General features: G+C 53.9%; 9 protein-coding genes. All 9 read left to right on the top strand.

Features of this window, described 5'->3' with window-relative positions; all coding sequences use genetic code 11:
• Nucleotides 1–20 precede the first annotated feature (20 nt).
• The 9 genes from B5F38_RS05810 to B5F38_RS05770 all read left to right on the top strand — a co-directional run bounded on the left by B5F38_RS05810 (nt 21) and on the right by B5F38_RS05770 (nt 23101).
• A complete protein-coding gene (locus tag B5F38_RS05810; RefSeq protein WP_241147814.1) occupies nt 21–3578 on the top strand; it encodes a SusC/RagA family TonB-linked outer membrane protein in 3558 nt (1185 codons plus the stop codon).
• A 14-nt stretch (nt 3579–3592) separates the two neighbouring features.
• Nucleotides 3593–5293 carry a SusD/RagB family nutrient-binding outer membrane lipoprotein gene (locus B5F38_RS05805; RefSeq protein WP_087408361.1) on the top strand — a complete coding sequence of 567 codons (1701 nt, stop codon included), beginning with the start codon at nt 3593–3595 and terminating at the stop codon, nt 5291–5293.
• A 116-nt stretch (nt 5294–5409) separates the two neighbouring features.
• Nucleotides 5410–9240 carry a LamG-like jellyroll fold domain-containing protein gene (locus B5F38_RS05800; protein WP_087408360.1) on the top strand — a complete coding sequence of 1277 codons (3831 nt, stop codon included), beginning with the start codon at nt 5410–5412 and terminating at the stop codon, nt 9238–9240.
• 100 nt (nt 9241–9340) lie between these two features.
• The gene (locus tag B5F38_RS05795; protein WP_087408359.1) at nt 9341–11374 is read left to right on the top strand and encodes a LamG-like jellyroll fold domain-containing protein; all 2034 of its coding nucleotides are present in this window, start codon (nt 9341–9343) and stop codon (nt 11372–11374) included.
• Between the two features lie 211 nt (nt 11375–11585).
• The gene (locus B5F38_RS05790) at nt 11586–14930 is read left to right on the top strand and encodes a beta-N-acetylglucosaminidase domain-containing protein (protein ID WP_087408358.1); all 3345 of its coding nucleotides are present in this window, start codon (nt 11586–11588) and stop codon (nt 14928–14930) included.
• A gap of 64 nt (nt 14931–14994) precedes the next feature.
• Nucleotides 14995–17265: a GH92 family glycosyl hydrolase gene (locus B5F38_RS05785; protein ID WP_087408357.1), complete on the top strand. Its 2271-nt coding sequence runs from the start codon at nt 14995–14997 to the stop codon at nt 17263–17265.
• Between the two features lie 38 nt (nt 17266–17303).
• Nucleotides 17304–19646, top strand: coding sequence for a family 20 glycosylhydrolase (locus tag B5F38_RS05780; RefSeq protein WP_087408356.1), 2343 nt, complete (start codon nt 17304–17306; stop codon nt 19644–19646).
• 15 nt (nt 19647–19661) lie between these two features.
• A complete protein-coding gene (locus B5F38_RS05775) occupies nt 19662–21734 on the top strand; it encodes a family 20 glycosylhydrolase (protein WP_087408355.1) in 2073 nt (690 codons plus the stop codon).
• Nucleotides 21735–21772: 38 nt separating this feature from the next.
• Nucleotides 21773–23101 carry an MFS transporter gene (locus B5F38_RS05770; RefSeq protein ID WP_087408354.1) on the top strand — a complete coding sequence of 443 codons (1329 nt, stop codon included), beginning with the start codon at nt 21773–21775 and terminating at the stop codon, nt 23099–23101.
• The last annotated feature ends 44 nt before the right edge of the window (nt 23102–23145 follow it).

The following is a 23145-nucleotide window of genomic DNA, read 5'->3' as shown; positions in this document are numbered from 1 at the left end:
AAAGTTTAAAAGCACTTATCATGGCTTTTGCTCTGGCTTACGCATTCGAAGCCAGCGCCGATGCGTATTCTCGCATCTCCCTATCCGAAGTGAATACTCCGGTAGAAGACGTTCTGAAAAAGATCGAAAAAGAAGCGAAGTGTCTGTTTGTCTTCAATACACAAGTGGATACCCAGCGTAAAGTAAACCTAAACGTCAAGAATAAAACCGTCAGCGAAGTTCTCGACATCATGTTCAAAGGGACCGACGTATCCTATTCGATACAAAACCCCAACATCATGCTTTCGAAAAGAGCTGTCGCTCAAGAGCAGGGCAAAGGCAACAAGGGTGCTGCCACTGCCGCTCAAGCCACCAACGGCTCGAGAATCGTAACCGGTAACGTGACCGACGCCTCGGGCGAAACCCTCATCGGCCTCACCGTAAAAGTAGCCGGTACCAGCGTAGCCACCGCCACCGACATCGACGGCAACTACTCGATCAAGGTTCCGGCCGGGAGCAACGAACTGGAGTTCTCCTACATCGGTTACCAAACCGTGAAACAGCCCATCAACGGGAAAGATAAAATCGACATCGTCATGCGCGACAACACCAAGCTGCTCGACGAGGTAGTGGTTACCGCCATGGGTATCGCCCGTAAGGAAGAGACACTTTCCTACTCGACCCAAACCGTAGGCGGCGACGAGCTGACCCGCGCCAAAGAGGCCAACCTCATCAACTCGCTGCAAGGCAAGAGCGCCGGTCTGGTCATCACGCCCAACTCGGGTGGTGCCGGTGGTGCCTCGAAAATCCTGTTGCGTGGTAACGCCTCGATGCTGGGTAACAACTCACCCCTTATCGTTATCGACGGTGTGCCCATGCAGAACAGCGTAAACGGTCAGATGGACATGGACGGCGGCGGTGCCACGATGATGGCCGACGGTTCGAAAGAGAGCAGCGACGCCCTTTCGCAACTCAACCCCGACGACATCGAGTCAATCACCGTGCTGAAGGGTGCCAACTCGGCCGCCCTGTACGGTAGCGCCGCTTCGAACGGTGTACTGATGATTACTACCAAGAAAGGAAAAGAGGGTCAGTTGCGTATCGATGTATCGAGCAGCACCACCTTCGAGACTCCGCTCAAGTTGCCCCAGATACAAAGCGTATACGGTGCACAGATGTCGGGTTCGGTAGAAAACGGATTTTCGATGGGATCATACAGTTGGGGCCAACGCATGAACTCCCTCGGCAACGAATATTACGACACAGCCAACTCGCCCTATCACCTTACCCGCAACTCATACGATATCAGCGACTTCTACCGCACGGGTACCAACTTCAACAACTCCATCTCGTTGAGCGGTGGTACGAAAGTGGCCCAGACCTATTTCTCTTACGGAAATACGACGGCCAACGGTATCGTCGAGACCAACAAGTTCGAGCGTCACAACATCGCCCTGCGTCAGAGCTTCTCCTTCTTCAAGGACAAACTCAAGATTGACATCTCGGCCAACTACATCAACCAGAAGACCAAAAACCGCCCCACCGGTGGTACCTTTTTCAACCCCATCTATCAACTTTACACCTCGCCGCGTAACCTCGACATGAATTGGTATCGCAAGAACTACTACGACACCAACGCGACTTGGGAATCCAACCCATACAGCTATATTGTATCGCAAGTAGGTAGCAATGGAATGCCCATATCTGTAATAGAAAATGGTAGAACCGTTACACTCTCCGACTCGAATTACGGCAAACAAGTATGGTTTACCGACGCCATCAACCTGAACAACCCCTGGTGGTTGCTCAACCGCATGACCAGCGAAGAGGTAATCAACCGTACCTTCGGCAGCATCACGGCCAACTGGCAGATTATCCCCGACCTCAACCTGCAGGCTCGTATCAAATACGACTACAACGAGCGCAACGACGAATCTCGCCAATATGCCTCGACTTGGGGTAATGCCGAAATGATCGACCGCGGCCGCCTCATCCTCGACCACACCAAATCGAGCGACTTCTACGGCGACTTCATGTTGAGCTACAACAAGCAGATTCAAGACTTCACGATCGGTGTAAACGCCGGCGGTAGTATGATGAACTCGTCGTACGACCAATGGATGATTACCCCTATCGCCAAATCGGGTGCTCCCTATACCGAGGACCACTCGTGTAACCAGTTCGTGCTCTCCGACATCTACATCAACAGCAGCGACAACTACGGAGGTCTTACGACCAAAAACTGGGAACGCGCCATCTTCGCTACTGCTCAGGTAACCTGGCAAGACAAGGTAACCGTCGAGGGTAGCTACCGCGACGACTGGTACCGCGCCTTCACGCAGTTCAAAGACATGGACCCCCACTTCGCCTACTATTCGGCAGGAGCTTCGGCCCAGATGAACAAACTGCTCTCTTTGCCCGACCAAATCAACGAACTGAAGCTCCGCGCCTCTTACTCTGAGGTAGGTAACTCGATTCCCAACAACTTGTTCCTGGCTTCGGCCTCGCGCAACCCGGCTACCGGTGCCTACATCAGTAGCGCCATCATCAACTTCAAGGATCCCAAACCCGAAACGACTCAATCGTTCGAGGCCGGTTTCGATGTAAGCCTGCTCGACCGCTCCATCTCGTTGCAAGCTACCTACTACAACGCCATCATGAAAAACCAGTTCATGAAATACGAAGGTGCCGCCGGTAAAGAGATCTATATTAACGGTGGTAAAGTGCGCAACCAAGGTGTCGAGTTGACCGCATCGTATATCTTTGCTCCCAACAACGACTTCAGTTGGATTACCACTTTCAACTACGCCTACAACGACAACAAGATCCTCACCGTAGCCCGCAAGCAAAACGGTCAGAAATATATCCACGAAGTTGACATGGGTAACCTCAGCGGTCTGAAAATCAAATTCGAAGAAGGAGGCTCATATGGCGATCTCTATGCTGTGGACTTCATGCGAGACGAAATCACAGGTGAAATCGTAGTTGATCCAGATACAGGAGCACCCTTCAAACTCAATGGTCAAGCCAATGAATATCTGGGGAACATGAATGCCAAGCACACTTTGGGATGGTCCAATACGTTCAATTACAAAGATTTATCATTCTACTTCCTCATCGACGGTAAAGTAGGGGGTAAAGTCATCTCTTTCACCGAGGCTTATCTCGACCAATTCGGTACCTCGCAACGCACAGCCGAAGCCCGCGACCTTGCCATAGCCAACAACCTCTACTGGACCTCGGAAGATGGGACCATAACCAAACCCGCTATGTATATCCCGGGTACCAACACCTTGGTACCGGTCGACCAATATTACCAAACCATCGGAGGTGGTTCGCCAGTAGGTCGTAATTATGTATACGATGCCACCAACTTCCGTCTGCGCGAGATTTCGTTGGCCTATACCTTCCGCAATCTCTTCGGCCCAAGCAAGAACCTCACGGTTTCGGCTAACGCCCGTAACCTCTTCTTCCTCTACATCAACGCTCCCATCGATCCCGATACATCGTTGAGTACGCAAAACGCTCTGGGTAATGTCGATATCTTCAGCATGCCCACGACCCGTTCATTCGGTATCTCTCTTAAAGCATCATTCTAACGAAAAGTAGCATTATGAAAAAGACAATATATTCTTCCGTATTTGCATTGGCCGCTGCTGTGACTCTGGTAGGCTGCGGCGACCCCCTGCTTGACGACCTGAACTCCAACATCGAAGTCGGGTCAGGCGACCTCTCCATAGCCGAGACTTACGAACAAGCTGCCGGTATGTTCCTGACAGCACAACAAAAGATGCACGACATAGGAGCCCAGAACGGAGCACACATCTACCAAGTGCAGTTCAATATCCACATCGATAATTATTCAGGTTATTTAGCCGGAACTCAGAACTTCAGTGGTAACCTACCCTCGACCTATCGCTACTTCGCCCAATACTGCGACGGCCCCAAAGCCAGTTTCTTTCTGGTAGCACAGGCCGCCCTGCCCGTGATGCGGTCGGCTAACCAGCTCAACCTGAAAGAGCTCGGCGCCATGTGTAACATCATGTACTGCTTCTCGGCCCTCGAGTTGTCCGACGTGTATGGCCCCTTCCCCTGGACCGACTACAAGAACGACGTTCAGGAACCGCCCGTTACCTACGAGCCTATGGACCAGATCTACGACTCGCTCTTTGTCAACCTCAAAGATGCCGGCGAAATCTTGAAAAACTTCAACAACACGCCTAAAGCTCACCAGGATACCATCAACGACATTCTGGCTCAATACGACAAAATCTGCGGTAGCGTAGATACCTGGCGCCAGTTCTCCAACTCGATTCGTCTGCGTATGGCCATGCGCATGAGCAACGTCAATCCCGACCGGGCCAAAACAGAAGCTGAAGCTGCCATCAACGACGGCCTCATCGAAAAGAGCATCGAGTACAACACTATGGTCAACCACGGTACCAACCACCCGCTGGCCTTCATCTCGATTCTGTGGGACGATACCCGCATGAACGCCTCGCTCGAGAACATCATGAAGCGGCTTAAAGTTCCCTTTATGGACAAGCTATTCGACAAGAACAGCGGTGATATCCGCAACGAAGACGGAGAAGTCACAATGACTGCCAATTCGGCCATCGTGGGTGTCCCCGCCGGAGTCCAGCTTACCCCGCGCGACGACAACAACCAATACACTAAATACTCGGGAGTATCGAGTGCATTTGCCAACTTCCCGCTGGCCATCTTCAAACTCTCGGAGCGTTACTTCCTCCAAGCCGAAGCCGCCTTGCGTTGGGGCATCGGAGGTTCTATCAATACCAACTATCTGAGAGGTATAGCTGCCATGTTCGACGAATACAGCATTGCCCAAACCGATCCCGAGTTTATTGCATATTGGAACCAAGAATCGGCCGACACCACAATCGATTATGTCGATCCGCATAACGAGCGTAACAACAAAAAAGGTCTGCTCACCGTGGGTGTAAAAATCAACAACAGCGATGATAACAAGACGAAACTCGAGAAGATTATCACCCAGAAGTGGCTGGCACAGTTCCCCATGGGCCTCGAGGCTTGGAACGACCTGCGCCGTACAGGTTATCCCCGTATCTTCCCGGTTAAAGATATCGGTGATGGTTCGCTGGGGAAAGGCCGTATGGTTCGCCGTATACCTTGGAACATGACCGACGCCGCAGCAGCCCAGGATGTAAACACCTCGGGTATCGAGGCTCTGGGAGGTAGCAACTTGATGCGTACTACCCTGTGGTGGGATGTTGTAGATCCTGCCGGATTGGGCGACAACCGCCGTTGGGAAACCGAAGCTGCCGGTCAGTAATCCCGTATAACAGAAGAGGCTGCTCCACACAAATGGAGCAGCCCTCTTCCTCCCTCTTATCATACATCAAGAATTTTTTGAGATCTTATTATTCACTAAAAAACAAAACAAAAAACATGAAAGCACCGAAACTACTTCTGTCCGTACTGGCTTGTGCCGCCGCAGTGGGTAGCTATGCCCAAAACGTGCCGACACACGACTCTTACGTGATGCCTTTCGATGATGGAAAATCCAAACCGTTCTCTGAATACTTCAGAGAGTGGGAACCCGGGGCTCCCCTCTCGGAAGACGAGAACTTCTACATCTCGCGTGTTCCCCTGAAACAACGCTTCGAGAACCCGGCCACACAGGTAGATCCTACCATGACTACCGATCGTAAATTCTGTATGTGGACCCCGATGGGTATCTCCGATACCTACTGGCAATCACTGCCCCGCTATGTATTTGACGGCGATAACTTCAGCATGTGGTCGTATGTAGACTCGCAAGGCGGCTGGTCGCTCCCCTGGGTACGTGTACCGGGCGCATACAGCGACGTGACTCACCGCAACGGTGTAGCCAACAGTGGCGGTCTCGTATTCTTCGACTCGTGGGGCGGTGACAACACCGAGTCCAACAACAGCGTAAATATGCTGGTTGAAAAAGAGGGAGGCCAATTCAAATGGGTTGAGAAATTCGTGAAATTCCTGCGCTACTACGGTCTTGACGGTGTAGGTATCAACCCCGAGGGTACCGTGCCCCAGGCTTCGGCCCTGCAAGATTTCTTCTCGCAATGCCGCGAGTATGCCGAGTCGATTGGCTGGCAGTTCCACGTATACTGGTATGGAACCAACACCAACGACGGTTATATGAACCTCGACTCGGATTTCAACAAATCCAAATCGGACTGGTTGTGGAAAAACGGCAAACAGGTTGTCGATATGTACATGCTCAACTACAACTGGAGTGGTACATTAGCCAGCTCGGCCAATTATGCCGAAGGTCTTGGAGCCGATCCCTATACCGTATATGCCGGATATGATATCCAGGGCAAATGGCTTAGCCATGGTAACTGGTGGGACATTAAGAACGCCAAGGCATCTATTGCCTTCTGGGGTAACCACACCACCAACATGATTTACCAGAACTCGTCGGAGTACGGTTCGGGCGACGAAGCCGTACAAAACACCTATCTGGTAAAACAAGAACAAGTTTTCTCGGGAGGTAACCGCAACCCGGCCAACCGCCCGGCTATCAACAGCAACGTAACCAGCTCGAGCGATGCCGGCATGAAACTGTTCCACGGTATCGCCGAGTTCCTGCCGGCCCGAAGCGTGCTGCAAGAGTTGCCGTTCGTTACCCGCTTCTGCCTGGGTAATGGTAAGACCTTCCGCAATGAGGGTAAGGTGACTTTCGACCACAAATGGTTCAACGTAGGTGTACAGGACTACCAGCCCACCTGGCGCTGGTGGATTACCGACGACAACAAGAATGTACCCAACGATCCCATCGACTGTGGCTTCACCTTCGACGACGCTTGGTTTGCCGGTTCTGCCATGCAAATCACAGGTGCTACAACGGTATCGAACGTACGCTTGTTCAAGACCAACTTCGACATATCGGAGAGTGACGACGTATCGATGGTCATCAAACTGAACAGCGGTAACGACACACACATGAAACTCTTCTGGTCGTTCGTTGGTAGCGAGGATCAACTCCACTACTACGACATCACGGGTGCCAAAGAGGGCGAGTGGACCAAAATCTCGGCCAAAGCTTCTGAGATGGGCATGAACGGCAAGGTGGCCCTCATCGGTCTCAAGTTCGAAAACACCCCTGCCAACTACGAAATCCTCATCGGCGAGATGTCTATCATCCCCGCCAAAACGTTTGCTCCGGTACAACCCACCATCACAACGGCCGAAAGCAATATCCTGAAAAAACGTACCTACAACTCGCTTGACTTCAAGTTCAGCTGGGACTGCGCATCGACCAAAAACGACAACGATCCCTCTATCCCCGTCTATAACGAAGATGTAGATACCTGGTATTTCGAAGTATATGTACAGGCCAAGGGCGAAGATCCTATCCTCTGCGGTACTACCTCGTCGTGGGCACACTATGTAGTGGGTGCTCCCGTATCGGCCAATACCGAAGTGTCCGATTACCGCGTGGGTGTTTGCGCCGTAGCGCCCGACGGTGTAACCAAGAGCGCCATCACCTGGACCAACTACATGACTACTGGCTTGACGCTGATCGATGGTATCGTATGCAACAAATCGGTGATCAAAGCCGGCGAAGAGTTCACCCTCTCGCTCATCGACCCCAATCAGGAAGAGCCTTTCTCGTGGGAAATCTATAACGCCACTACCGGCGGAACTGCAGTAGCTACTCAAGACGGCGGCCGTTCGTTCACAACCTCTCTCAACGAAGAGGGTTACTACGATGTAAAACTGACCAAGTTCGACTTAAGCGAGCTCAACTACCGTGGCTATGTACAAATCTCGCCCGAGAGCACAGGTGCAATCCCATCGATCGAAGATTTCACGGCTTCGAAGACCAACGTAACCAACGCCGACGAAGAAGTCACGCTGAGTTACACCGGTAACAAAGGCGAAGGTACCGTATCGCGCGGTCTTCGTATCGACGACCCCTATATCTTCCGTATCCCCGCTGAATTCTTGCCGATGAATCAGAACCAATACACCATCGCTTTGTGGATCAAACCCGAGAAATTCACCTTCGCAAAGTATGGTATGGGCCTCATTGGACAAAGAGACCTGAATATTAGTTGGCCGGATAACAACTGGGGGGCTATTTGGGTAGATGTTTGGCCCGGAATAGCAAATGCCAACAATGAAAAGGATCTTCCGGCCAATACGGTTTCATTCTCCATGTGGGGAGATGCCGGACGTGGATACCAAGATCTTAAATATCCTGTGAACGGAGCCACAAACCCGCACGAGAATCCTAACTTGGCTTGCTGTACCGACGGCCGTTTCGCCGGAACAACGACCGAATCGTATAGTCTCTCAGAAAACCAATGGTCTCATATCGTGATTTCTTACGACGGTGCCAAACAACGCATCTACTTCAACGGTAAGAAAACGGGCGAAAACGAAAGGCCCAAATTAACATATCGTCAAGTAAACAATGGGTCCAAAACTGTTACAGAAGCTCCTATTTATATCGGTGGTTCTCGTGTGTACTTTGCCGGATTTATCGGAGAAATCGACGATGTACAAGTTTGGCACAAAGCCTTGAGCGACAACGAAGTAATTGATGCCATGAAGGGTTACGACGGTCGTGAAATCCCCAGCGACCTGAAAGGTTACTGGACATTCGAAAGTGACGACTACAACGAAGCCGACAAGACCTTCGAAAACAAAGGTACACTTTCGACCGATGCCAAAGCTGCTTACGTTGAAATCAGAGGTTCGGGTGGTGAAAACACTTCGAAAAACGAAGAGAACCTCATGCCCGCCAATATCAACGTAGAGGGTAACCCCGCCATGTCGGGTACTATGCCCATCACGACCACCTCGACCTTCTCGATTCCCGATGCCGAGGTAGTGAACAACGGCGACAACGCTACGGCCACCTTCAGCAAAGACGGCAAATACAGCGTAACGCTCACACTGACCAACGGCTGGGGGTCTGCTACGATGACCAAAGACGAGTACATCGTAGTAGTTCTCGAAGGATCGGGCGTTGAGGACAACCTGGTGAACAACCTCACCGTATATCCCAACCCCTTCATCGACAACGTGAACCTGCAATTTGCAGCCGATGGCAACTATGTAATCGACGTATATGACGCACAGGGTCGCCTGGTAACAACCCGCAAACACGAGGCTATGGCCGGCGAAATCTGCACGCTTACGATCAACGGCGGTAAAGGTGTTTACTACGTTGCTGTTTCGAAAGACAACAAACGTATCAGAACACTCAAAGTAGTAGCCGAGTAATTATTGGCAATTCAACTCCACCGCACACGCTCCGTCGTGTACGGTGGAGTTTATTACATAAATTTCATTCATACACTTATTCTTAATAGCTTTTTTATTTATGAAAAAACTTTACATTCTGATGCTTACGGCTCTGCTGGGCGGAGCCTTGGCAAACGCTCAAAGCCCTCTCGAAGGGTACAACGCTCCTACCTATACAGGCGGAATAGGTAATGTAGGAAATATCATGACATTCAGTACTTCGGGTGCCTTGGAAGACCTGAACAGCATCTCTATTCCTAAAGAACCCAGCGGCAAAATTGCTCAAGAGTTGTTGGTTGCTCCGGGTAGCAAAGTAGATCTCACCATCAATATCGACACGTGGTGGGGACAATTCGTTACCTTCTGCGATGCCAACGAAACGAAAGAGATGACCCGCCTTATCCTCTGCGGTAACTCGGGAAACGGTGGATTTGAGAATCATACTACCGGTGTAACGGTATATGTTGAAGATGGAGCTACCAAAGTCTCGGAGGGTACGCTTCCCTCGTTCACGGTTCCTGCTTCGGCCGAAGAGGGTACCGTCTATCTGCTACGTATGATGTTCATCGGTGGAACCGACAACGTCACCACCTATGACGGGACCTACGCCGAGGGTACTTACTACGACGTGAAGATAACCGTAAAATCGAATATCCAGAGATATGCCATCAACTTTACCACCCCCGAGAACGGAACGCTCTCAATCAAGAACGGCGAAACTGCCCTTACTTCGGGTACTGAAGTTGCCGAGGGTACCGTACTGACCATCACCGCTACCCCCAACAGCGGTTATGAACTGGTATCGGTAAAGAATAATGGCGAGGTTTATCCCAACTCGACCTATACGGTCAATGCTGCTGCCAACTTCACCGCCGAGTTCAAACAACTGGCCACCACGGGCGACGCCATGTTGATGTCGGCTCCCGGTTACGGAAGCGAAGAGGCTCAACTGCGATTCAGCGATACGGCTCTGGGCTCTCACAATACCGATCAAAATCAAGTATCGAGCGATCAACGGTCGCACAACTACACCTTCTCGGCCTGGGTTTCGCCCATGGGCTACAACGGTGTATTCATGGGTCACGTACAAAACAGCATTACCTGGAAAGTCGAAGGCTCTTACGGTATAGGTGTACAAGACGGTAAACTGGCCGTATGGTATCGTATCTGGGATGGCAACTCGACGGCTTGTGCCGGTGCTACGGCCCCTGCCGTATCGGAAACAACTACGCTCTATCCCGGCGAATTTGCCTTCATTACCTTGGCAACCAGCAACAACGGCAATACATTCACCGTCTACAAAAACGGTGAGGTAGCCCTCACGCAAGAGGTAGGTCAAGGTGGTCTGGCCCTGCTCTACGATGCTTGCGACTTTGCTCTTGGCGACTCGAAATACAACCAGATGGCCTCGAAAGTAGAAGAGGTTCAGCTCTGGAACCGCACGCTTACCCCCGAGGAGATCAAAGCCTCGATGTACGGCTTCAACGAAATCCCCGAGGGTCTGGTAGCTTACTATCGCCCCGAATCGGCCACAAGCACTACGGTCGAGAATCTGGCCGGCGATGTCGATGCCTACTATCGTCAGAACGGAACACTCTCGAACAAGAGCTTCCCCATGGCTTCGGCTATCCAAATGACCAACGGTCGTGAAACGGTGAACGTAACCTACAACACCCCGGCCGAAGAGAATGCCGCTTATGAGCTGCAACGCTACAACGTAGCTCTGGCTCAATCGCCTGCTGCCGTGAAAACATACAGCAACCTCTATGCTGTAAACCAAGGAAACACCTACGAAATCAACTCGATTACGGTAAACGGTGAAGCTCTCGCCAACGTAACCGACCCCATTCAAGTAGGAACCGAAGATGTAACTGTCGATGTTACCTTCTCTTTGGCTTCGGCCATCGACGAGGTAGCCGCCGAGACCATCTACTTCAACAGCAACGTGCTCTACATGCCCCAAGGTGCAACAGCCGTAGTTTACAACCTGCTGGGTAGTGCCGTAGCCGAAAGTGCCGAACCGGCCACCGATCTCTCGAACCTGCCCGCCGGTATTTACCTGGCCAAGGTTTCGATAAATGGCAATCACACGATTGTTCGTTTCAAAAAATAATTTACCTTTGCAGTGCGCCCCGTACCCGGCTCTTACGAGTGCGGGGCGTTTTTCAAAAACAGAACGGACTTCATGGAATCGCGGGACTGAGAATCTTCCATTTCACTATCCTCAAAACCATGAGAAACAAGAATACAAGACAATTGAAACTTTCAATGCAAGTAACTATCATACGTCATAGAAAAACCGATACTTTTACTCTTTTGTAGCAATGAAAAACATATTTATCCTGCTTACCTTATTCATCTCGAGCTCCATTTTTTGCAGTCAAGCACAATCTTATACCATATACCCTACCCCGCAAAAGGTCGTAGAAGGTGAAAACTCCATAGAACTCTCCAGCCTCATCAACGTAATTTGCGAAAGCAGCATCGGCGATGTGAGCCGAAACCGCATGGAAGAGGTTCTGGAAAAAGCAGGATACACCATCACTTACGCCGACGAGGCCTCGCAAACCGCAACCAACCTCTACCTCGGTGTGAGCGGCTCCGACGGAGCTGCCGCACAATATGCCTCCGAACATAGCCTGCCTCTCACCGTATTCGATGCGGGCAGCAACAAATTCGACCCCTACCTGTTGCAAATCAACAGCAACTCACCCCATGGCGACATCGTCGTTCTGGGCAATAGCGAAGGTTCGGAATACTACGCCTTCGCCACGCTCGAACAGATATTCGAGCAAGCCGGCGGGAACTCAATCCGTCAAATTACTTTCGAAGACTATTCACACACACAATATCGCGGTATCGTAGAGGGTTTCTACGGACACCCCTACTCGGTCGAAAACCGACTCAGCCTCTTTGAATTCTGCAAACGATTCAAACTGAACGTATTTGTATACGGTCCCAAATCAGACCCCTACCACCTGGGCAACTGGCGCGACAACTACCCCACCTCGCTCACCGAGCAACAACGCTTTTTCGGCATGATTACCCAGGACGACCTCCGCACCATCACCCAGGCCGCCAAAGCCTGCCACGTCAATTTCATCTGGGCGGCTCACCCCGGCCTGCAAAACGGCATCAACTTCAACTACAAAGACCAGATGGACCAAGGCATCGATGCCCTGATGACCAAATTTGAGCATCTTTACAACCTCGGCGTACGGGGATTCGGCGTATTTATCGACGACATGAACTATACCCCCAGCGGCAGCATGCAGGCCTACCTGGCCGACGAGACCCAGAAGCGGTTGCGCGAACGCTTCGTCACCGACGACCCCGATGACGAAATCGCTCCCCTCTTCTTCGTACCTACCGCCTATGCCCTCAACTACGGAGGCTCCTATACCCTCAACGACCTGAAGAGTGTCGACAGCGAGGTGGTCATCGCCTTTACCGGATACGACTGCTTCTCCAACATCCGGGCCTCGGCCATCAACGACATGGCCGGCCGCGTGGGCCGCAACCCCGTGATGTGGTGGAACAACCCTGTGAACGACGACCACGACGAACGCATCTACATGCGCGAGATGACTACCCACTGGACCATCGAGAACTCGGGGGCCATCAATACCCTCAACGGACTTATACTCAACCCCATGAGCCAGGCCCAGGCCTCGAAGGTAGCTCTCTTCGGCGCCGCCGATTACAGCTGGAACCCCAACACCTTCGACGTGCACCAGAACTGGGAAGATGTCTTTGCCCGCATGGCTCGCCCGGGCGATAGTCAAACGGCCGAAGCCCTCAAATGCTTTGCCCGCTTCTCCGACGCCCTGGTCGAGGACGACGAGATGATTGCCCTCTACGACGGTTTCAAATCGCACTTCGGGGGCTCGACCTTCCCGGCCGAAGCTGCCCAACTGCGCACCGAGCTGGGGAACCTCAACCAGGCCTGCAACTACATCGAGACCCTGAAAGATAACGAATATCGCGACTACCGTCTGATCTACGAAGACCTGCGCTGCTGGAATGCCAAGCTCAAAACCTTGAGTGCGATTGCTCTCACCGCCCTCGACATACTCGAAAACGACGGCTCCATGTCGCGGGCCGAAGGTTGGGAGAAATACCTCTCGCTGCAACAGCTCTACAACGGCATGAGCAACGACTCGACCTACCTCATCAGCGCACTCGAAGGGTATGGCACATCGACCTACGAGGTACACTACGAAGTGACCCCGGGCGACAGCTACCTGCGGCCGTTTGTCGAATACCTGGTCGGGAAAGCCGGCAACAACGTGCCGGGAACATGGCCCGAAAAGGATACCATTCAAATCATCTCCAACCTCGAGAGTTGGGAAGGGGTGAACCTCACGACCGAGTCTACCTCGTTCGAGTTGAGCGGACTCGACGCCCTCACCCTCGACCCGAATGAATATATCGGTATCTACTTCGGCAACCTCGAGAAAATCGACGTGGCCGCCACCGAGCTCACGCCCGGCATCGAGGTAGAGGTATCGGTCAACGGCAAACAGTGGAGCGCAGTACAACTGCCCGTCAGCGAACAGACCGTAGCCTACATACGACTCAAGAATACCGGCGACGAGAGCTTGACCGTCGGCTCCGACCGGCTGAGCGGCTCGTGCCTGTTCACCCCGGTAAGCACCACCCCCACGGTATCGACCAACATACCGCAATACGAATATTACGACCTCGACCGCGTTATCGACGGTAACCCCGACTCCTTCTTCTGGAGCAGCGAAGCCCAGGCCGAAGGGCAATACATCATGCTCACCTACCCCAACTCGCAACCGCAATACGAGATTACGGTCACCTTTACCGCCAACGACCAACCCTCGGGAACGGTCGCCATCGAAATATCGGACGACAATACCCAGTGGACTCCCATAGCCGAATTTACCGCCGAGCAGCTCGACGATACCTATTCGTTCACCTGCAACGCCAACGGAGAGTCGGCCCGCTATGTGCGGTTCGTCATCCGCAGCTACTCCGGCGGCTATTGGCTGCAAGTAGCCGAGTTCAAGAGCGAGATGGCCGCCAAAGAGACCCAAACCGCCGACCAGGACGGCAAGCAGATTGCCACCCTCTCAGACCGCGACCTTACGACCAGCTATCGCCCCACCGCAGCCGGATACATCGAGCACCGCTTCATCGAAAACCTCAACATCGAGACAATCGAGATTTTCCACAACACGACGTTCGACAACCGGTATGAGCTCCCCACCATCTACGTCAACAACGGTACCGAATGGATAGAGACGGGGCAACTCAGCTCGCTCTGCACCATCATCGACACCCACGAAATGGAACTGGTTACAGCCATCAAAATCGAGTGGAACGAAGAGAACATTCCCACTCTGTACGAGATACTGCCCTGTGGTACCCCCTATGTAGAGAAGCCCGGCACCGCTACCGCCATCGAGCAACCCGCCAGTGCAGGCACACGCCTCTATACCCGCGACAACCGTCTGCATGTAGAGTCCGATGCTACCATCACCAGCCTTACGCTGTACGACTTGAGCGGCCGTATCGTAGCCCGCTTCGCTCCTCAGGCAAGCACATTCGAGACGATGCTCGACACCACCATGCCCCGGGTACTCATTGCTCGAGTAAGCGACGGCAATCAAAACATCTCGACTTATAAAATAATATGGTAATCCAATCAGTTAATATATAAAGGAGAAAAACAAGAAAGAATATAAACATCTATAAATAAACAACATGAAACAAACAATGCTTTGGCTGGGATTGGGATTGCTCCTCTTTTCGAGCTGTACCAATTCATCGGAAACCCAGTTACAATATTCCGATTTTGTGAATCCGTTCATCGGGACGGGTGGTCACGGACACACGTTTCCCGGTGCAGTGGTTCCTCACGGAATGATACAACCGAGTCCCGATACCCGCATTTACGAGTGGGATGCCTGCTCGGGATACCACTACTCCGACAGCACAATCAACGGTTTTTCCCACACTCACCTGAGCGGTACCGGGTGCGGTGACTACGGCGACATTCTGCTGATGCCGACCGTAGGCAAACAAGACTACCGATACCTGGGTGCCGAGAGTCAGCAAACGGCCTACGCCTCGCCCTTCTCGCACAGCCGCGAAACGGCCACCCCGGGCTACTACTCGGTCATGCTCGACCGCTACCAAGTCAAAGCCGAACTGACGGCCACCGAACGGGCCGCCATGCACCGCTATCACTTCCCCGATAGCCAGCAGGCCGGTTTTATCGTAGACCTCGACTACAGCCTGCAAGGGCAGCAGAATCTCGATATGAAACTCAATACCCTGAGCGATACCGAAATCGTGGGTTGGAAACGCACCAAAGGGTGGGCCGACAACCAGTCGATCGGATTCTACATGAAGTTTTCGAAACCCTTCACCTGCCAGATTGTCGACACGGTAATCGACATCATGCGCAACGGCAAACCGTATAAACTGGAGCAGAAGAAAGCCCTGCTTCAATTTGCCACGACCCAAGACGAAGAGGTGCTCGTGAAGGTAGGTATCTCGGCTGTCGACATCGACGGGGCCCGTCGCAACGTCGAGACCGAAATCCCCCACTGGGACTTCGACAGCATTGCCATACAGGCCAAAGAGAAGTGGAACGACTACCTGGGTACCATCGAGGTCGAGACCGACAACGAGACCCAGAAGCGCATCTTCTATACCGCCCTCTACCACACGGCCATACACCCCAGCCTCTTCTCCGATGCCGACGGTCGCTACCGCGGACTCGACCAGATGATACACCAGACCAAACCGGGGAAAGAAATCTACACCGTATACTCGTTGTGGGATACCTTCAGAGCATTGCACCCCCTGCTCACTATCACTCAACCCGAGTTGAACGACAAGCTGATCATGTCGCTCATGGAGAAATATCACGAGGGAGGTATCCTGCCCATGTGGGAGCTGGCCGGCAACTACACCGCCACCATGATCGGCTACCACGCCGTACCGGTCATTGTCGATGCCTACATGAAAGGATTCAACAAAATCGACGGCCACGAACTGCTCGAGGCCTGCATCAGAAGCTCGGTATACGACACGACCGGTATCATTGCCCCCAGCCGCATGGTCAACGGCCTGGTACCCATCTCGAAATATTATAAAAACAAAATTGGTTATATCCCTTACGATAAGGAAAACGAATCGGTAGCCAAAGGTCTTGAATATGCCTACAACGACTGGTGCATCTCCCAACTGGCCGAAGCCATAGGCGACACGACCACCTACGAAAAATACAAGGGTCTCAGCCAAGCCTATGCCAACTATTACGATGCCCAGACCAAATTCATGCGGGGCAAAGACCTCGACGGCAAATGGCACTCGCCCTTCCACCCCCGTTCGTCGGACCACCGCAACGACGACTATTGCGAGGGTACCGCCTGGCAGTGGACCTGGTTCGTACCCCACGATATAGACGGCCTCATAACCCTGATGGGCGGTCAGGAGCAATTCATCGACCGGCTCGACTCGCTCTTCCTGGCCGACTCGAAACTCGAGGGTGACCTCGTGTCGTCCGACATCTCGGGCCTCATAGGCCAGTATGCCCACGGCAACGAACCCAGCCACCACATCGCCCACCTCTACAACTATGTGAACCAGTCGTGGAAGACGCAACAGCTCATCGACACCATCCTCTACAACCAATACTTCGACGACCCCAACGGTCTCTCGGGTAACGAGGATTGCGGACAGATGTCGGCCTGGTACGTACTCAACGCCATGGGCTTCTACCAAGTATGCCCCGGCTCGCCCATCTACTCGGTAGGCCGCCCCATCTTCGACAAGGTCACCATCAACCTGTCGAACGGCAAGAAGTTCGAAATCGTAGCCAACAACAACTCGCGTACCAACAAGTACATACAAAGCATACGTCTCGACAACATCCTGCTCGAGTCGCCCTTCTTCATGCACAGCGACATCATGAAGGGCGGACGCATTGTCGTCGACATGGGCAACACCCCGGTAAAGCAATAAATCCTTAAGCAATAATCATCCATAATACACAATCCAGTATGAAAAGATTCAATCGTTATCTCGCACTCGTGGCAGCAGTCCTGGCCTTGATCTCCTGCCAGAGCGAAGAAAACAGTTACGACCTGATTCCCTACCCCAACCACATCGAACAGATACCGGGGCGATTCTCCTTTGACAAAGGGACACAGATATTTGTCTCGCCCGAATGCGGCGACGAGGTAACCGGCGTACTGCAACAATTTGCCGACCAGTTCCAAAAGACCAGCGGCATGGAGTTGAAGTTTGCCGATGAAGAACGCAACAACGCCATCGTGGTGAAGGCAAACCCCGATTTGGCCGACGAAGCTTACCGCCTGAACATCGGTAAGAGCAAAATCGAAATTGCCGCAGCTACCCCCAACGGCGTACGCTTTGCCTTGCAGACCGTCAAACAACTGCTCCCGGCAGCTGTCTACGGCGATACGCTGGCAACAGGTGCCAACTGGTCGGTTCCCTGCGCCGCCATCGACGACGCACCGCGATTCGGATACCGCGGCCTGCACTTAGACGTAGCCCGCCACTTCTTCTCGACCGACGAGGTGAAACGCATTCTCAACGTCATGGCCGTGCACAAGCTCAACACGTTGCACTGGCACCTCACCGACGACCAGGGCTGGCGCATCGAAATCAAGAAGTACCCCCGTCTGACCGAAGTGGGCAGCATGCGCAGCAAAACGATGATTGCCAAAGAGTGGGACAACTACGACAACACCCCCTATGGCGGATTCTATACGCAAGACGAACTGCGCGACATCGTGAAGTATGCCGCCGACCTGGGTATCACCATCATCCCCGAAATCGACCTGCCCGGCCACATGATGGCCGCCCTGGCCTCCTACCCCGAGTTGGGTTGTACCGGTGGCCCGTATGAGGTTTCGGGACAGTGGGGCATCCGCGACGATGTGCTCTGCGCCGGTAAGGACAAGACTTTCGAATTTATCGACAACGTACTGCTCGAGGTGATGGATATTTTCCCCTCGAAATACATTCATATCGGTGGTGACGAGTGCCCCAAAGTGCGTTGGGAGAAGTGCCCCGCCTGCCAGGCCCGCATCAAGCAACTGGGTCTCAAAGACGATGAGCACGGCACGGCCGAACACTACCTGCAAGGCTACGTAACCGAGCGTGTCGAGAAGTTCCTCAGCGACCACGGCCGTGAGATGATCGGTTGGGACGAGATTATGGAGGGCGGACTCTCGACCCATGCCACCATCATGTCGTGGCGCGGTGTAAGCAACGGCATCGAAGCTGCCAAACAAGGACACGACGTGATTATGACCCCCACCAACCCTCTCTACTTCGACTACTACCAGTCGCGCGACACCCAAAGCGAGCCGCTCGCCATCGGCGGATACAACCCGGTAGACCTGGTCTACAAGTTCAACCCCGTGTCCGAGGAGTTGACCGAAGAGGAGGCCCGGCACATTCTGGGTACACAAGCCAACGTCTGGACCGAATACATGCCCACCAACGAACAGCTCGAATACATGATTCTCCCCCGTCTCGCCGCCTTGAGCGAAGTACAGTGGGACCAACTGGAGAATAAGGACTACGACCGATTCCTCAACCACATCGGCCACATCCTGGAAATCTACAACGCCATGGGACTCAACTACGCCAAACACCTCTTCGAGGTAGAGGGCGAGTACACCGTAAACGACAGCAAAAACTGCATCGAGGCTACGCTGCGCACGCAGGGCGATGCCCCCATCTACTACACCCTCGACGGCTCCGAGCCCACCACGGCCAGCACCCTCTACACGGGCCCGATCGAAATCAGCACAGACAGCGACACCTGCACCTTGAAGGCTATCGTCGTGCGCGATCAGGTGAAGACCCGCACCCTGGTGCGCCCCTTCTCGTTCAACAAAGCGACCGGGCACCTGGCTGAACTCAAAGATGCTCCCAACCCGAAATACACGTTTGGTGGAGCTTCGGTACTGACCGACGGTATCCGCGGCGATTTCAACTACAGCAACAGCTGCTGGCTGGGCTTTATCGACACCCCGCTCGATGCCACCATCGACCTGGGCGACACCCAGTCGGTAAGCAGCGTGCAGATAGGTTCGCTCGTACAATACTCCGAGTATATCTTCCCCCCGACGAAAATCACGGTCTATGCCGCCGACGGCGATAACCCCATGACCGAGATAGGCAAGCTCGACATACCCGTGGCACCCAAACAAGATGCCGACGGTGTGCGCCAATACACCTGCGAATTCCCCTCGGTACCGGCCTCCAAGATACGGGTCGTAGTCGAGACCACCAGCCAGATTCCCGCCTGGCACGGCGCCCATGGCGAAAAGGGTTGGCTCTTTGTCGACGAAATTTCCATCAACTAATCACCCTGTACACACATGACCAAACGCAATCTATTCCATAGCGCACTGTTTGCCCTCCTCCTGCTGGTGGGGGCAAGCAGTTGCAGCCAACAACCCAAAGAGCTCGACATCATCCCCATGCCCCGGTCGGTCGAGTATCACCGGGGAACATTCACCCTCTCGCCCGAGACGAAGTTCTACGCGTCGCTCTCGCCCGAGAGCAAACAGGCCCTGGCCCGCTACCTCGAGGGTACGGCTCTCGGTCAAGTTGCATTTGCCGACGAGGCCACCGGTAACGACGGCATCGAGTTGACCCTCTGCGACACGGCCACCGTGCCCGAAGCCGAGGGCTACCGCCTCGAAATCGGCAAGAAGGGGATACACCTCTCGGCCAGTACCGAGACGGGTATCTTCTACGGCATACAGACCCTGCTCCAGTTGCTGAACAACGGCGACGGCAAGAGCCTCCCCGCCGTGACCATAGCCGACTCACCCCGATTCCCCTACCGGGGCATGCACCTCGACGTGTCGCGCCACTTCTACAACAAGGAGTTTGTGAAGAAGCAGCTCGATGCCATGGCCTACTTCAAGATGAACCGCCTCCACTGGCACCTCACCGACGGTGCCGGCTGGCGTATCGAAATCAAGAAATACCCCCGCCTCACCTCGTTTGCCGCCTGGCGTCCCTTTGAGAAGCTGAACGACTGGTGGACCGGCGGCCGCACCTTCTGCGACCAGGACGACCCGCGCGCCGTGGGCGGATATTACACGCAAGACGACATCCGCGAAGTGGTAGCCTATGCCGCCGAGCGCCACATCACCGTCATCCCCGAAATCGAGATGCCGGGCCACTCCGAAGAGGTGCTGGCCACCTATCCCGAGCTCTCCTGCTCGGGCAAACCCTATGTCGATGCCGACTACTGCATCGGCAACGAGAAGACTTTCGAGTTCCTCGAGAACGTGCTGCTCGAGGTGATGGACCTCTTCCCCTCGGAGTATATCCACATCGGGGGCGACGAGGCTTCGAAAAACGGCTGGCGCAACTGCCCCCGCTGCAAGAAGCGGATGGCCGACGAGCACCTGGCTTCGGTCGAGGAGCTGCAGAGCTACATGATACACCGCATCGAGCGGTTCCTCAACGACCACGGCCGTAAGCTCATCGGCTGGGACGAGATTATCGAGGGCGGACTCACCCCCACCGCTACCGTCATGTCGTGGCGTGGCGAAGAGGGAGCCATCCATGCCGTCAAGGCCGGCAACGCCGCCATCATGACCCCCGGCAAATATTGCTACCTCGATGCCTATCAGGATGCCCCCAACACCCAACCGCTGGCTATCGGCGGATACCTCACCCTCGAGAAGGCCTATTCGTTCGAGCCTGTCCCCGACTCGCTCTCGACCGAGGAGGCTGCCCTCATCAAGGGCGTGCAAGGCAACGTGTGGACCGAGTACATGCCCACCCCCGAGCACACCGAATACATGATATACCCCCGCATTCTGGCTCTGGCCGAGGTGGGCTGGACACCGGCCGAACTGAAAGACTGGTCCAGCTTCCACACCCGTGCCCTCCACGCCGTGAACCACCTGCGCAGCCGGGGATACAACCCCTTCCCCCTCGACAAGGAGGTGGGCGATAAACCCGAGTCGCTGCAACCCGTAGAGCACCTGGCCCTGCACAAGAGCGTGACCTATGCCACCCCGTACAGCAAGCAATATGCCGCACAGGGCGACCAGACGCTCGTCGATGGCGTACGGGGCGGCTGGATGTACAACGACGACCGTTGGCAGGGATTCCTCAACAGCGACCTCGACGTGACCATCGACCTGGGCAGCGAGACTGCCATTCAGGAGGTGAGTGCCGAATTCCTGCAACTGAAGGGCCCGTATGTATGGCTGCCCAAGCAGGTGACCATCTCGGCCTCGACCGACGGCAAGGAGTATAAGCCTCTGGCAACTGTCGACAACGACATCTCGCCCGACATCGACACCCTCCAGTTCAAGACCTTCGGCTGGAAAGGCAACACCCAGGCCCGTTACGTGCGGTATCAGGCACAGTCGAACGGCATTGCCGGCGGCTGGCTCTTCACCGACGAAATCATTATCCGATAAACGACTATACGCAAAAAGCTATCTATAAACAAGAAAAAATGGAGAAGAAAAGCAAAGGAAAATCGACCAATCCCATCGCATGGGTTCCCACAGTCTATTTCGCCATGGGACTGCCGTTCATCGCGGTCAATCTCGTATCGACGTTCATGTTCAAAGACTTAGGAATATCCGATACACAAATCGCGTTCTGGACCTCAATCATCATGTTGCCGTGGACTTTGAAGTTTCTTTGGAGCCCGTTTCTGGAGATGTACCGCACCAAGAAGTTCTTCGTCGTGGTCACCCAGTTGCTGAGCGGACTCCTCTTCGGCGTGATAGCCTTCTCGCTGAAGTTCGATTATTTCTTTGCCATCAGCATCTCGACGATGGCCGTCATCGCCCTGAGCGGTGCCACGCACGACATCGCCTGCGACGGCGTGTACATGGCCGAGCTCTCGCCCGAAGACCAGGCCAAATACATCGGGGTGCAGGGTGCCTTCTACAACATTGCCAAGCTGGTGGCCAACGGCGGACTGGTAGCCGTGGCCGGCATGCTGGCCGAGCACTTCGGGGCTGTCGAAGGGGCTTCGATACAGGAAAACATGCCTGCCTATAAGGAGGCGTGGATGATTATCTTCATCATCATCTCGGCGCTGCTGCTGGTGCTGGGCCTCTACCACTCGCGCATGTTGCCCTGCACACAAGTACCATCGACCCAAAAACGGTCGAGTGCCGAGGTTCTGCACGAGCTGTGGGAGGTCATCAAAAACTTCTTCACCAAGAAACACATCATCTACTACATCTGCTTCATCATCCTCTACCGCTTTGCCGAAGGCTTCATCATGAAGATAGCCCCGCTCTTCCTGCGCTCGTCGCGCGACATCGGCGGACTGGGACTTACACTCACCCAAATCGGTACGCTCAACGGAGTGTTCGGGTCGGCCGCCTTCGTGCTGGGCTCGCTGCTGGCCGGTATCTACGTGTCGCGCCGGGGGTTGAAAAAGACGCTCTTCACACTCTGCTGCGTCTTCAACTTCCCCTTTGTAGCCTACACGCTGCTGGCGGTGTTCCAGCCCGAGAACCTCTACGTGATCGGCGCCGGCATCATCACCGAGTATTTCGGCTACGGCTTCGGTTTCGTGGGCCTCACCCTCTTTATGATGCAGCAGATTGCTCCGGGCAAACACCAGATGTCGCACTACGCCTTTGCCTCGGGCATCATGAATCTGGGCGTGATGCTGCCGGGTATGATGAGTGGTTTCTTCAGCGACTGGCTGGGCTACGAGAAGTTCTTCATCTACGTCCTGCTGGCCACCATCCCGTCGTTGCTGATCACCTATTTCATCCCCTTCACCTACGACGATTCGAAAAAACAGCAAGAGAAATAGCACCGCCTCATGGCCGTGTCAAATAAAATGCCGATATTTATCGA

The organism is Barnesiella sp. An22 (assembly GCF_002159975.1).
In the GTDB taxonomy this organism is placed as follows: Bacteria; Bacteroidota; Bacteroidia; order Bacteroidales; family Barnesiellaceae; genus Barnesiella; species Barnesiella merdigallinarum.
This window is presented reverse-complemented; position numbering and strand designations above follow the sequence as displayed.

Excerpts from the sequence above, each read along its gene's own strand:
- B5F38_RS05810 (WP_241147814.1), top strand. The coding sequence starts at position 21 with ATGGCTTTTGCTCTGGCTTACGCATTCGAAGCCAGCGCCGATGCGTAT.
- B5F38_RS05770 (WP_087408354.1), top strand. The coding sequence starts at position 21,773 with ATGGAGAAGAAAAGCAAAGGAAAATCGACCAATCCCATCGCATGGGTT.
- B5F38_RS05780 (WP_087408356.1), top strand. The coding sequence starts at position 17,304 with ATGAAAAGATTCAATCGTTATCTCGCACTCGTGGCAGCAGTCCTGGCC.
- B5F38_RS05775 (WP_087408355.1), top strand. The coding sequence starts at position 19,662 with ATGACCAAACGCAATCTATTCCATAGCGCACTGTTTGCCCTCCTCCTG.
- B5F38_RS05785 (WP_087408357.1), top strand. The coding sequence starts at position 14,995 with ATGAAACAAACAATGCTTTGGCTGGGATTGGGATTGCTCCTCTTTTCG.
- B5F38_RS05805 (WP_087408361.1), top strand. The coding sequence starts at position 3,593 with ATGAAAAAGACAATATATTCTTCCGTATTTGCATTGGCCGCTGCTGTG.
- B5F38_RS05795 (WP_087408359.1), top strand. The coding sequence starts at position 9,341 with ATGAAAAAACTTTACATTCTGATGCTTACGGCTCTGCTGGGCGGAGCC.
- B5F38_RS05800 (WP_087408360.1), top strand. The coding sequence starts at position 5,410 with ATGAAAGCACCGAAACTACTTCTGTCCGTACTGGCTTGTGCCGCCGCA.
- B5F38_RS05790 (WP_087408358.1), top strand. The coding sequence starts at position 11,586 with ATGAAAAACATATTTATCCTGCTTACCTTATTCATCTCGAGCTCCATT.